Annotated in this window: 10 protein-coding genes and 1 pseudogene; 7 read left to right on the top strand and 4 right to left on the bottom strand. The window is 67.3% G+C overall.

The features are described 5' to 3' along the window. Nucleotides 1-233 precede the first annotated feature (233 nt). The 4 genes and pseudogenes from LGN10_RS08600 to LGN10_RS08615 form a co-directional block, all read left to right on the top strand. Nucleotides 234-728 (top strand): annotated as a pseudogene (locus LGN10_RS08600) (helix-turn-helix domain-containing protein); the annotation flags it as partial. Nucleotides 729-907: 179 nt separating this feature from the next. Continuing rightward, complete coding sequence (locus tag LGN10_RS08605; RefSeq protein WP_413227140.1) at nt 908-2,104, top strand: porin; 1,197 nt, start codon at nt 908-910, stop codon at nt 2,102-2,104. A 417-nt stretch (nt 2,105-2,521) separates the two neighbouring features. After that, nucleotides 2,522-3,013, top strand: coding sequence for a peptidoglycan-associated lipoprotein Pal (pal, locus tag LGN10_RS08610; protein ID WP_226222793.1), 492 nt, complete (start codon nt 2,522-2,524; stop codon nt 3,011-3,013). A gap of 133 nt (nt 3,014-3,146) precedes the next feature. Then, a complete protein-coding gene (locus LGN10_RS08615; protein ID WP_167351655.1) occupies nt 3,147-3,305 on the top strand; it encodes a hypothetical protein in 159 nt (52 codons plus the stop codon). Nucleotides 3,306-3,397: 92 nt separating this feature from the next. Here the strand turns inward: LGN10_RS08615 and LGN10_RS08620 are convergent, their stop codons facing one another. Genes LGN10_RS08620 through LGN10_RS08630 form a run of 3 tightly spaced genes read right to left on the bottom strand, consistent with a single transcriptional unit; the run spans nt 3,398 to nt 8,228 of the window. Next, nucleotides 3,398-4,660, bottom strand: a complete 1,263-nt coding sequence (locus LGN10_RS08620) for a cytochrome c (RefSeq protein ID WP_226222795.1) — start codon at nt 4,658-4,660, stop codon at nt 3,398-3,400. Continuing rightward, the gene (locus tag LGN10_RS08625) at nt 4,657-5,355 is read right to left on the bottom strand and encodes a (2Fe-2S)-binding protein (RefSeq protein ID WP_226222797.1); all 699 of its coding nucleotides are present in this window, start codon (nt 5,353-5,355) and stop codon (nt 4,657-4,659) included. Before LGN10_RS08625 ends, LGN10_RS08620 begins: the two co-directional genes overlap by 4 nt. Beyond that, on the bottom strand, nt 5,352-8,228 hold the full coding sequence (locus tag LGN10_RS08630; RefSeq protein WP_226222799.1) for a xanthine dehydrogenase family protein molybdopterin-binding subunit: 2,877 nt from the start codon (nt 8,226-8,228) through the stop codon (nt 5,352-5,354). Before LGN10_RS08630 ends, LGN10_RS08625 begins: the two co-directional genes overlap by 4 nt. Nucleotides 8,229-8,694: 466 nt before the next feature. Here LGN10_RS08630 and LGN10_RS08635 point away from each other — a divergent pair, with 466 nt between their 5' ends. The 3 genes from LGN10_RS08635 to LGN10_RS08645 all read left to right on the top strand — a co-directional run bounded on the left by LGN10_RS08635 (nt 8,695) and on the right by LGN10_RS08645 (nt 12,048). Then, complete coding sequence (locus tag LGN10_RS08635) at nt 8,695-10,245, top strand: sensor domain-containing diguanylate cyclase (RefSeq protein ID WP_226222817.1); 1,551 nt, start codon at nt 8,695-8,697, stop codon at nt 10,243-10,245. Between the two features lie 249 nt (nt 10,246-10,494). Next, on the top strand, nt 10,495-10,770 hold the full coding sequence (locus LGN10_RS08640; protein WP_060310933.1) for a hypothetical protein: 276 nt from the start codon (nt 10,495-10,497) through the stop codon (nt 10,768-10,770). A 243-nt stretch (nt 10,771-11,013) separates the two neighbouring features. Next, entirely contained in the window at nt 11,014-12,048 is a 1,035-nt protein-coding gene (locus LGN10_RS08645; protein ID WP_060968898.1) for a succinylglutamate desuccinylase/aspartoacylase family protein, read from the top strand. Between the two features lie 61 nt (nt 12,049-12,109). Here the strand turns inward: LGN10_RS08645 and LGN10_RS08650 are convergent, their stop codons facing one another. Next, nucleotides 12,110-13,177: a hypothetical protein gene (locus tag LGN10_RS08650; protein ID WP_413227143.1), complete on the bottom strand. Its 1,068-nt coding sequence runs from the start codon at nt 13,175-13,177 to the stop codon at nt 12,110-12,112. Between the last annotated feature and the right edge of the window lie 134 nt (nt 13,178-13,311).

Here is a 13,311-nt window from a genome sequence, read left to right on the forward strand (position 1 = left end):
CGTTCAGGCGCCGACCTTCGACACTGCGTAACGGTCAAAACGAGGAAAAAGACACAGCAAAACCAACCTTAAAACCGGACATTTTTAAATAGCTGGAAGGTGGACATCTGAATCCGGGTATGACACAGGTTGTAGCGGCTAGATAGAAATGTCCGCTTTTGGCTACATAGAGATGTCCGCATTCGGGCCGCGTAAGCTGACGGGCCGCCGGTTGTCCGGCGCCGGAGGCTGCGATGGCTGCAACGGAACGGATCACGATGACGATGCGCGAGCTGGATCGATTCAAGGTCATTCAGGACGTAGCCGACGGCAAGCTCAAACCATGGCGTGCAGCGGAACGGCTGGAGTTGACGACCCGCCAGGTTCGCGGGTTGGTCGCCCGGCTGCGCGAGCACGGGCCGGCAGGTTTGGTGTCGGGACACCGATCGAAGCCCGGCAACCGTCGTCTCGACCCGGGAGCCGCTGATCGTGCGCTGTCGATCATCCGCGATCGCTACGCCGATTTCGGGCCGACGCTGGCCTGCGAGAAGCTGTACGAATGCCACGGCATTCGGCTGGCCAAGGAGACGGTCAGGAAGCTGATGACGGACGCTGGGCTCTGGATTCCGCGCCGGCAACGGCCGCCCAAGGTCTACCAGCCGCGAGCGCGCCGGGCCTGCGTGGGCGAACTGATCCAGATCGACGGTAGCGATCATCGATGGTTCGAGGAACGGGCGCCGCCCCGCACGCCCCCTCCCCGACTGCCTCCGTGCAGCCGACGCATCGCAATTCCAAGCGATTCCGCAGAGGACCTTTCCTGTGCAATGTCTTAATCGACGGCCGCACGATCTCCAATAATGGCCGCTCGATCCATCGGCCGTCAGGCCGCTCCAACACAACAACAAAAACACCTATGCATTCCTGCACAATGAACCCGCATGCCGGCGCGCGCATCGCGGGGACCGTCATTGCCGCCTGCCTGACCGGCTTCGTGCCGGATGTCGCGCTTGCCCAGAGCAGCGTGACGCTGTACGGCCTGATCGACACGTCGATCACCTACTCGAGCAACCAGCGCACGCGCGGCGCCGGCTCGCCCGGCGGCGGCAGCGTCGCGATGACGAGCGGCGCGCTGAACGCGTCGCGCTGGGGGCTGCACGGCCGCGAGGATCTCGGCGGCGGGATGGCCGCGGTCTTCACGCTCGAGAACGGCTTCTCCGGCACCACCGGCAAGCTGTCGCAGAAAGGCGTCGACCTGTTCGGCCGCCAGGCGTGGATCGGCGTGGGTTCGGAGACGGCCGGCACGCTGTCCTTCGGCCGCCAGTACGACCTGATCCTCGATTTCGTGACGCCGCTCGGCGCGGCCGGCCCCGGCTGGGGCGGCAACCTCGCGGTCCACCCGTACGACAACGACGATTCGAACCGCAACCTGCGCATCAACAACGCGGTGAAGTACACGAGCCCGACGGTTCGCGGGCTCAGGTTCGGCGCAATGATCGGTTTCTCGAACACGGCCGGCCAGTTCTCCAACAACGCGGTGTGGAGCACGGGCGTGTCGTATGCGAACGGGCCGCTGAAGTTCGGCGCCGGCTACCTGAAGATCAGCCGCGACCGCAACGCACCGAACGCTGACGGCGCACTGAGCACCGTCGACGGCTCGGCGACGGTCACGGGCGGCAACCAGCAGATCTGGGCGATGGCGGGCCGTTATGCGTTCGGGCCGCACTCGGTCGGCGTCGCGTGGTCGCATTCGGCCACCGACGGCGTGACGGGCGTGCTCCAGGGCGGCAACATCGCCCCGCTGAAAGGCGAATCGCTGGTGTTCGACAATTTTTCGATCGACGGACGCTACTTCGTCACGCGGGCGTTGACCGTCGCCGCCGCGTACACGTACACGATGGGCCGCTTCGATACGCGCACGGGCCAGACGCGCCCGAAATGGAATCAGGTCGTCGCGCAGGCCGACTATGCGCTGTCCAAGCGCACGGATGCGTATCTCGAAGGCACCTATCAGCGCGTGAGCGGCGGCAATGGCAACCCCGCGTTCAACGCGACGGTCTGGACCTTGACGCCTTCCGCGAACAGCAACCAGGCCGTCGTCGCGCTGGGGCTGCGGCACAAGTTTTGACGACGCGGCGCGCGCCGCCGCGTCACGCTGCCGACCGGCTTCATCGGGCCAGCGCTTCCCGCATCACCCGAGCGCCATGACCGGCACCGACGAGGCCGCGCCCCGTGCGCGGCATTTTTCGCTGTGGCAGGCGTTGCGTACCGCGCACCGCCGACGGAAGCAAGAATGCCTCCCGGCTGTCGCGTTTGCGCAAAAAATGCGAAGAAACTGGTCGCGTTGTGACATTTTTCCTAATCTGTTTGCAGCGACGCCGCGATCCGGCGTTCCGGTCGCAACATTCTTTCATCTGGCGCACCATCGGCTTACGAACCCGCGTCACGGCAACGAAGCCGGACATTTCGCGCCATGGCGGCCGGACGGCTGCGTGCGAATGGCACGCGCCCCGCTTTCATCGCAGTCAACCGCTGGAGAAGAACGATGAGCAAAATGAACCGAATTGCGGTCCTGGCAACTTTCGTCCTGCTGGCCGGTTGCCACCACGCGGCGAAAACGCCCGAGAATGCCGGCGTGGCGCCGACGCCCTCGAGCGAAGCCGTCGCGACGGTGACGGCCGACGATCTGAACAATCCGAACAGCCCGCTCGCCAAGCGCAGCATCTACTTCGATTTCGACCAGTACTCGGTGAAGCCCGAATTCCAGTCGCTGCTGCAGGCGCATGCCGACTATCTGCGCAGCCACCCGGCGCGGCGTGTGCTGATCCAGGGCAACACCGACGAGCGCGGCACGTCGGAATACAACCTCGCGCTCGGCCAGCGCCGCTCGCAGGCCGTGGCGAGCGCGCTCGAAACGCTCGGCGTGCCGGCGACGCAACTCGAGGCGGTCAGCCTCGGCAAGGAAAAACCGGTCGCGCTCGGCCACGACGAGGAAGCGTGGGCGCAGAATCGCCGCGCCGATCTCGTCTATCGTTGATCCAGGCGCCGCCGCCGCGGCGATACGCGAAAAGCATGGAATAAACGCTTCGCCGAAACGTCTTGTCATCGCGCAGGCGCGCGGTTCCCATGAGCCGCCTTTCCCGTGGCCTGCGCGCTGCAAGGAGATTGCAATGAAATCGGCAACGCTGGCTGCGACGCTGATCGCGGCGCTGGTGCTCGTGCTGTCGGCGGGCTGTACGTCGTCGGGCAGCGGCGTGTCGCAAGGACCGGGCATGAGCCGGTACGGCGGCTCGGGAGGCAGTGGAGGTAGTGGCGGAGGCGGCTACTGACGCGCCGCCGGACTGGCTTGAACGGGGCGTCACGCGCAAACGCGGCCGGCACTCGGCCGTGTCGCGCGCGACGCCCTGTTTCGTCGTCCGATTTATCGCCGCATCGCCTTCACGTCGGCCGGCGTGACGCTCGCGGGCCGGCCGCCCCACGTCGCACGCAGGTAGTTTGCGAGCTGCGCGAGTTCGTCGTCGCTCAGCGTGCGCGCGAAACCCGGCATCGGCTGCAGGTTCTCGAAGCCGGCGAACTTCTGCTCGTCGATGCCGTCGAGCATCGCGACCAGCAGGTTGCGCGGGTCGTCCTGGCGCACCGTCGAGTTGCCGTTCATCGGCACCGCCACGTGCGGCTTGCCTTCGCCGTTGAAGCCGTGACAGCCCGCACAGACCGCGAGATACGCCGAGCGGCCGGCGGCAAGCTGCGCGGCGTCGGCCGACACCGGCTTCACCGGTTGCGGCGCGGGCGGCGTATCGCCGAGCAGGTACACCGACAGCGCGCGCAGGTCGTCCTTCGTCAGGTACTGCGTGCTCAGGTGCACGACCGGATACATCTCGCCGAATGCCGAGCCCTGCGGCGCGATGCCGACGCCGAAGAACGTCTGCAGGTCGGCGCCCGTCCAGCCGCGCGCGGCGAGGCCGCCCGGCGTGATGTCGGGCGCGGCCACGCGGCCGAGCGCGGCCCCCGCGAACGGCTTCGCCCCGTCGAGCTGGCCCGTGAACGCGCGCGGCGTGTGGCATTCCGCGCAATGGCCGAGCGCGCCCGCGAGATAGCGGCCGCGCCGCCAGTCGGCGGATTGCCCGGCCGACGCATCCGGCAGGCTGTCCTTCAGGAACAGCATGTCCCAGAAGAGCATGCCGAAGCGCAGGTTGTACGGAAACTTCAGGTCGTGCGCGCGGTTTTCCTGCGCGACCGGCTTCACCGTCCTCAGGTACGCGTACATCGCATCGGCGTCGGCGCGCGTGAGCTGCCGGTACGACGTGTACGGCATCGACGGATACAGGCGCTTGCCCGGCGCCTTGCCGTCGTGCAGCGCGGCGTAGAAGTCGTCCGCGCTCCAGTTGCCGATTCCGTGTTCCTTGTCGGGCGTGATGTTCGAGCCGTAGAACGTGCCGAACGGCGATTCGAGCGCCGCGCCGCCGGCGAATGGCGCGCCGTCCTTCGCGGTGTGGCACGCCGCGCAGTCGGCAGCCTTGACGAGATAGCGGCCGCGCGCGACCGCATCGGCGCCGGGCGCGCCGGACGCCGCGCTCGACGCCGGCGCGTCGTGGCCGCCGCAGGCGGCGAGCAGCAGCGCGCACGCCGCGGCGAGCGCGGGCAGGCCCGCGGCCCGCGCGACACGATGAGCGAAAGTGCGTTTCATGCGGAGTCCTTCACGAGTCCCGGTGTCGTCAGCACCACGTCCTTGACGGCTTCGTAGTAGCGGACGTAGCCCGTGCAGCGGCAGAGGTGCGCATCGAGCGCGTCGGTGATCGTGCGTTCCACGTCGGCCTTCGCGACCGGCTCGCGCTTCAGGCGTTCGATCAGCACGGTCGCCGCGTTGACGAAGCCGGGCGTGCAATAGCCGCACTGGAAGCTGAAGTGCTCGAGGAACTTCTGCTGGATCGGCGACAGCTCGACGACCTCGCCCGCCTCGTTGCGCTTCGCGTGGCCTTCGATCGTGCGGATCGAACGGCCGTGGAAGAAGTGCGCGCCGGTGATGCAGGTACGCATTTCCTCGCTCGTGCCGTCCGGCTGGTCGACGATCACGACGCACGCGTGGCAGATGCCCTGCCCGCAGCCGAGCCGCGAACCGGTGAGGCCCACGTACTCGTGCAGGAACTCGATCATCATCAGCCCTTCCGGCACCTGCATCGGGCCGACGGCCTTGCCGTTGATCCTGACCGACAGCGGCTTCTGCTGGAACCGAACGAGCGGACGTTCGACGGCGGCCGGTGCCGGTGCAGCCGGCGTGGCGGGAACGGACGCCGGGGCGGCCGAAGCCGCCGCCGGTACGGACGCGCCAGTCGCAGCCGCGCTGGCGCTCGCGGCCGAAGCCGCGGTTTGGGCGGTCGTCATGCGAGCACCTCCTGAATCTTTTGCGGGGTCACCGGCAAGTCGGTGAAACGATGGCCGATCGCGTGCGCGATGCCGTTCACGATCGCGCCGACGACGGGGATCATCACCACTTCGGCGACACCCTTCGGCGGGTCGGTCTCGGACAGCGGCGGCAGCACGTCGCCCGTTTGCGTCCAGACGGCGACGTCGGACGCGCGCGGCAACCGGTAACGGTTGAAGTTCCACGTGCCGTTGCCGGGGCCGTCCTCGTAGAGCGGCAGGTACTCGTGCAGCGCATGGCCGATGCCCATCGCGAGACCGCCCTGCAACTGGCCCGACACGAGTTGCGGCGAAATCTGGTTGCCGCATTCCATGATCGAGTGGTGCGTGAGCAGTTCAACCTTGCCGGTCGCTTCGTGCACGGCCAGCTCGACGAGCGTGCCGACCGCCGTGTAGTACGTGACGGCCGCGTTGTTGCGGCTCGTCGGCGGGATGAACACGCGCTTGCGGTCCAGCACGCGGTAGCCGTTCGCGGTCGGCGGCAGCGTGCCGCGCAACGCGGTCGCGCCGGCCGGGGCGGCGGTGCCCGGGATCGGGCCGTCGTCGCCCGTCTTCGGCGCGCCGACACGCAGCGACAGCCCGTCGATCGGCAGACGCTCGACCGTGCCACCCACCTCGAACTCGGCGTCGGTCCACTGCCAGCGGTTGAACACGTGCACGACGGCGCCGGTCGGCAGGCCGAGCGCATGCGCCTGCTTCGCGAGCTGCTCGAACGTCAGCGGCTCGAGGCCGTCGGCGGTCAGCTTGCCGTCGACCCAGCGCGCATCCTCGATGCGGATCGTGTACGGCGCGGCCTGGCCGCCGCCGAGGCCGCGCGTCCAGATCGACATCGCGGCCGGCCACAGCCCGTAGCGGAACACGGCGCGCGCGGCTTCGCGCGTGCTGTGCGTGAAGTAATACGCCGAGTTCGTCGCGCTCGACGGCGATGCATAGCCCGGCGACCAGCGCGGGTTCGCGCTCAGGCGATCCTGGTCGGCCTGCGACATCAGATACGGATCGCCGCTCGTCTCGATCGGCAGGTCCGGCCATTCGGTCAGCGCCACGCGGACGTCGGTCGCCGGGCGGCCGAGCCATTTCGCGACCGCGACGGCCTGTGACGTCGACATCCCCGTGCCGATCTCGGCCGCCGTATGCTGCAGCGACACCTTGCCGTGCTCGTCGAATTCGACTTTCGCGAACGACGCTTCCGCGCCCGTGCCGAAATCCTTCTGCACGCACGCGAAGCCGACGCCGTAGCGCTTGCCCGGATGCGCGGCCTCGAATTCGACCTTGCGCGCGGCACGGCGCGTCCACAGCGGATGCTGCTTCGCCCGTTCGAGCACTTCGTCGACGCGCAGCGCACCGGCGGGAATCGCGCCCTGCGTGTTCTTCATCCCCGAACGCAGCGCGTTGCGCAGCCGGAAGTCGATCGGGTCGATGTTCAGTTGCGCGGCGATCTCGTCGATCGCCATCTCGGTCGCGGCCATGCTCTGCAGCGTGCCGTAGCCGCGTGCGGAACCGGCGTCGATCGCGCGCGACGCGATCGCGACGGCCGCGAGATCGCTCTTCGGGAAGTAGTAGATCGATTGCGCGGCCGTGGCGCCGACCATCGCGACCGACGGCGAGAAGTTCGAGCGCCCGCCGCCGTTCGCCTCGAAATCGCCCTTGAACGACTGCAGCAGGCCGGTGTTGCGATCGACCGCGATCCGGTAATGCATCTTGAACGCGTGACGCTTCAACGACGTTTGGAACTGCTCATAGCGATCGTTCGCGAAACGCACCGGGCGGCCGTCCGCGTACAGCGCGCAGACGAGGCCGTAGAACGGCACGTTGAAGTGATCCTTCGAGCCGTAGCCGACCGTGTAGCACGGATGCACGAACAGCTTCTTCACCGGGAAGCGGCATTTCGCGACCATCGCGGCCGCGTTCTCCGACACCTCGAGCGGCGACTGGGTCGGCACGACGAGGTGCAGCGCTTGCGTTGCAGCGTCGTACCAGCAGTTCGCGTTGTCCGGTTCGAGTGCGGCCGTATCGACCGACTGCGTGTTGTATTCGCGGTCGAACACGAGCCACTCGGCGGGCGGATGATCGAGTTCGGCACCGATCTGCCCGGCGAGGAACATGCCCTGCTCGTCGAGCTTGCCGTGCGCCTTGCCGTCCGGCCAGACCGGCAGGTGCTTGCGCATCATGCTCGGGAAGATCGGCGCGTCCTTCAGGCTCGAATAGACGTCGTCGTCATAGGCCGTCTTGCCGCCCACGCGCACATAGCGGAAGGTGCCCCACGGATCGCGTTCGAGCGGGCCCGTGACCGCGCCGTAGCGAATCACGTCGTCGCGAAACTTCAGCGCGTTCTTCGCGAAGCGGAAGCGCGCGAAGTCGTGATAGATCAGGATCGCGACCGCATGGCCGAGATACGCAGGCGTCTTGCCGGCCGGCAACAGCATGTCGTCGCCGTAGAACGCCGGGAACGCGACGCCGTCGCGCGCGAGATCGTCGGCCGTGACGACGCGGTCCGGTTTCAGGTCGTCGCCGAGCAGCGACAGGTCGAAGCCTTCGTATGTGCGGTCGGCCTGCGTGACGCGCAGGATCAGCGCGTGCGACTGCTGTTGCGGCCAGTGCGGCATGTCGGCGGCGCGCACGTCACGGGCGAACACTTTCGAGCCCGTGACCTTCGCGATGCCGTCGATGCGAAATTGGGGGATGCCGGTGACGCTATCCCATTTGACGGGGGTGAGGCGTTTTTCTTCGAAGAGCGCCGCGAACGCGCGGCTGCCGATGGGCGCGACATACACAGCGACACCCGCCAGCACGCTGGCTTTCAGAAAACCCCGCCGTGACAGGCCGTGGTTTTTCATTTGGGGGGAACCTCCTGAGGCGGCTCGGACGGCGATCGGGTGTCGCGGCGTTCGGAGCGGCGCGCATTCTGGCATTGTTTTTGATATATCGCCTATAGTATTTCCCGCATGAAATACTTATTGAATTTCTTATAACGGGTTTCAGCCGGCCGCGGCCGGCAGTCGCGGGGGCGATTCGCATGCCGTTTGCGTGCGGCTCGATACCGTTGTGCCGGCCTCGCCAGTTTCCGCGTGGCAGCCGCACATCGTTCCGTTCGCAACGATGCCGCCTCCGCGCCGCCGAATCCGCCGGCCGCTCGCAACCGGGGTGGACGACTCGTGCACGCAGCGATGCGCCGGGGCTGCCGGCTGCCCCGCACCGCCGGTTTTTCATGGTAATGTCGTGCGCATCCGGCTAGGCCGGGCCTCCGCCACGTGCCGTGCGGGCGCCGCCAGCCATCGAGACATCGTGTCGAGGTCGACAACCATGGCAGTCAGGGCATCTCTCCTGAACTCCGTTCTCGCCACTCCCCCCTCCGGTAATCACCGCGTGACGGCCGCGCTGCGTCCGTCGATGCTCGTGACGCTGTTCGAGGACGTGCGCCCGATGGCGCTGTCCGGGCTCGCGAGCGGCTTCGTCGCGGCCGTTGCGCTGATCCGGGTGCAGCAGCTGTGGTGCCTCGCGTGGCTCGTCGTCGACGTCGGCCTGCTCATTGCGCGCCTGTCGATCGTACGGGCCTACACGGTGCGGCGCGACGCCGGCGACGATCGCACCGAATACTGGGCGAGTCGTTATGCGCCGGTGTCGCTCGTCGCGTGCTTCGTGCTCGGCCTCGGCGTGATGGGCTGCGTACAGGCCGCCGACGTCGAGCTCGGCACGCTGTCCGTGATGGTCGCGGGCGGCGTGTTCGGCGGCATCGCGTCGCGCAATTCGGCGCTGCCGCGGCTCGCGATGACGCAGGTCGTGCTCGGCGTGCTGCCGATCGGCGTCGGCGCGCTGCTGGCCCCGCGGCCGGGCGCGTGGCTGCTGGTGCCGCCGATCGCGATCTATCTCGCGGCGATGCGCACGGTCGTGCAGCGCCACTACCGCGTGCTCGTCGCGCTGATCGCCGCGCGCCAGCGCAACGCCGAACTCGTCGCGCGCTTCGACGCCGCCCTCACCTACATGCCGCACGGCCTGTGCATGATCGACGGCGACAGCCGCGTGATCGTGGTGAACCGGCGCACCGCGCAACTGTTCGGCTCGGCGCGCGAGGTCATGCTCGATACGCCGCTGCCGGCCGTCGTCGCCGCGCTCGGCGCGAACGCGGCGACCGATCCCGCCGGCGCCGGCCTCGCCGCGCAATGTGCCGCGTGGCTGAGCCGCGCCGAGCCCGTGCCGCTCGACATCGCGCTCGCCGACGGGCGCCAGCTTGAACTGACGCGCCACCGGGTACCTGACGGCAACGCGGTGATCATCGTCGAGGACGTCACCGCGCGCCGCCAGACCGAACAGCACATCCGCCACCTCGCGCGGCACGACGCGCTGACGGGGTTGCCGAATCGCCACGAACTGCATGCGGAGCTCAAGCGGATGCTCGCGCGCCGGCCGCGGCTGCCGAGCCCCGCGTTCGCCGTCATGTATCTCGACCTCGACGGCTTCAAGTCGATCAACGACCGCTTCGGCCACCAGGCCGGCGACGAAGTGCTCACGCAGGTCGCCGAGCGGCTCGGCAAGACGTTGCCGCGCGGCGAGCTCGCGGCGCGCATCGGCGGCGACGAGTTCGTCGTCGCGATCGACGACACGACGATGGACGCGTGCTCGATCCTTGCCGCGCGGATCATCCGGCAGATTTCGGCGCCGTACGTGCTGTCGATCGGCGAGACCGTCTGCATCGGCATCAGCATCGGCATCGCGCTCGACGACGGGCATGGCTCGCCCGACGAACTGATCCGGCAGGCCGACAGCGCGCTGTACGACGCGAAGTCGGCCGGCAAGGGCATCTACTGCTTCTATTCGAGCGGCAGCCGCCGCGTGGCGCCCGTCACCGCAAGCTGAGCCGATCGCGCGCCGCGCATTCCTTTTTCGTACCCGCCGCATCTTCCCGACGATTCAATGCCGAAACGCTTTGCCGGGTCGCGCGTGGCGCCGCGCGCTCGCATGTCACGTGACGTGTTCCGTAACATCGCCGTCGGGGACGCAGCACGATGACGGCAGAAGCCCGCACGATCGTGGCCGTGAGCGGCGTTTCGCGACTGGCACTCTTATTGCTCCTTGATACGGAAAGAACGTTTCAGGGAGCCCAACATGAATACCGTCGACGTCCTCGCACGAACCGAAATCATCGACGAACAGGCGGTGATCGACGGCGCATCGCTGATCCGCCGGCTCGTGTCCGACCGCCGGATGCCGGCCGCATACGAAGCCGCATGCGTCGACAATCCGCCGCTTACGCTGTACGGCGCGTTTCGCCAGGGCGTCGCCGATTACGCCGCGCGGCGCGCGAATCCGTATCGCGCCGGGAGCCGTTTCTGGGCGCTGTGGGAAGAAGGACGTCTCGAAGCTGAAACATCCGGCCGGTAAGCCGGTTGCACGCGCCGGCCCTGTCGCGACAAGGGCCCGGCGCGACATCCGGCGCATGAACCGGCCGGCTGGCGCGCCGGCATGCGTTCATCGCTGCAACATCGCGCGCGGTCGCGCGTATCGGCACCGCAACGCACGACAACGCGCCCGTCCGCCGTCACGCGCACCCGGTTGAGCCCACCCGCCGCGCGTTGCCGCTTTCCCCTATAAGATGGCAGATTCCGTTCATCGAACGATACCGCCATGACCGCCTCTTCCTCTTCCCGAAATCCCATTCACTGCGAAATCGACCTCGACGCGCAAGGCAAGCACGCGGGCTACCTGCGGCTGCCGCACTCCGTGCACCGCTCCGCGTACGGCTGGCTGCCGATCCCGATCGCGTCGATCCGCAATGGCGACGGCCCGGTCGCGCTCGTGATGGCCGGCAATCACGGCGACGAGTACGAAGGCCAGATCATCGTGTCGCAACTGATGCGCGAGATCGAGCCGGAGATGGTCAGCGGCCAGTTGATCCTGCTGCCGATGGCCAATTTCCCGGCGGCGGACGCGGGCCTGCGCGTGTCGCCGCTCGACGAGGGCAACCTGAACCGCAGCTTCCCCGGCGACCCGACCGGCACGCCGACGCAGATGATCGCCCACTACATCGAACACGCGCTGCTGTCGCGCGCGCAGTATCTGGTCGACCTGCATTCGGGCGGCAGCTCGCTGCTGTACCAGGGCGGCAACATGCTCGCGATCGATCCGCTCGACGCGGACGAAGCCGAGAAGCTCAACGGGCTGCTGGTCGCGTTCGGGTTGCAGAATGCGCTGCTGCACGCGCCGAATCCCGTGCATTCGGCGTCGGCCGCGCGTCGGCAAGGCGCGATCTCGATCGTGACCGAACTCGGCGGCGCCGGCATGGCCGATCCGTCGCTGATCCGGCTCGGCCGCCACGGGCTGCTGCATTACCTCGGCTATATCGGGCTGCTGCACGGCGCGCTCGTGCCCGACGCACCGCCCGCCGTCACGCGCTTCATGCGCGTCGACGGCGATCGTCATTTCGTCTATGCGTACGAGCGCGGGCTGTATGAGCCGCTCGTCGAACTCGGTGACCAGGTGAAGGCCGGACAGCCGGCCGCGTGGGTGCATTTCCCCGATACGCCGTTGCGGGAACCGGTGCTGCACCGGTTCAACGGCGACGGCGAAGTGGTGTGCAAGCGCGTGCCTGCGCAGGTGCGGCGCGGGGATTGCCTGTTTCAGTTGGCGGAGCTGTCGACGCCGCCGCGTGTCATCCGGTGATGAACCCGACCGACGCGTTCACGACCGTCGTACGCCGATGCCAGTACGTACACTCGGGCCGTCAGTCGGATGACACCGGCGTCTCGTTGCCCTGTGCAACGCCGCATTGATGGCAATGCGGGAAGAAGAAGAAATTCCGACCGCCGCATTCGCAGACATTGAAAAGTCTCAATCCGCAATGCACGCAAAACGTGGAGTCGTCGCCGCCGAGATTCCACTGTTTGTCGCATGACGGGCAACGCTTTTTCTGGAGCGACCGAACGGCTTTTTCGTATCCGATCGTACGCGCGCGTTCGCCCTGATCCTGCTGCAATTCGAGCCGCTTGCGTTCGGCATAGCGCTGAAAGGCCTTCATCATGTAAAGACCGGCGAATACCGTGAGCACGATGCCGACCAGGACCCGGACATAGCCGCCGAAATTCGGCAAGTACGGAACCAGCTCAATGAAAAACGCACTCAACGCAAACAGGCCGAAACCGTACACGAACGGCCAATAACGCGCCTTGCGGTAGCGGATGAACAGCCAGGTCGCGACCAGCAGGATCGGTAACGTCAGCGCGAGCCGCAGCCCGAACACCTGCATCTCGTAGCGCCGGGTCGCCTCGTCGAAGCGCCGTTCGGCTGCTGCGTCCGCTTCGGCGATTTGCGTGTCGACTTGCGTCAGTTGCGATGCCAATGCCCGTTGCTGATCACCGACCGCATCGATCTGATGCTGCCAGTTGACCACCCCTGCCTGGAGCGTATCCAGCTTGCGCGTCCTCGCCACAATGTCCGGGTCCGTCGCACCGTCTCCCGTCACCGCGCGGGTGGCCAGCCAGTTGCGGAAACTTTCCTTCTCGGCCGCGTACTCCTTCGCGGCGCGGCCGCGCGCCACTTCCATCGTGTCGACCTTCTCGGCAAGCGCGTCGCGCTGCGCCTGCAGTTGACGTCGCGCCGCGTCCAGCCGCGCTTTTACCGGCGCATCGGCGAATTGCTCGACGACCGGCGGCCCGCCGCTCGGCGCGAACGCCATGTCGCGGATCACGAGGCTGCCGAGCATGTTCAGAAAGACCGCGAAAACGATCGCAATCGCCCAGGAGGCGAGCCGCAGGAGCCGCGCCGGGCTGGTCAGGCCGTCGCCGGAAGTCATCATTGTTTTTACCCGCTTGTTGGAATGGCTTCCATTGTCGTCAATCTTGATGCAACCGTCGATCGTCTCTATTTCGATGGCGGACAGTCACCTCGACACGGGCATCGACGGTCCGCAACTGACCTGCAACTCTC

Origin of the sequence: Burkholderia sp. AU32262, from assembly GCF_020419985.1 — a bacterium.
Lineage (GTDB): Bacteria > Pseudomonadota > Gammaproteobacteria > Burkholderiales > Burkholderiaceae > Burkholderia > Burkholderia semiarida.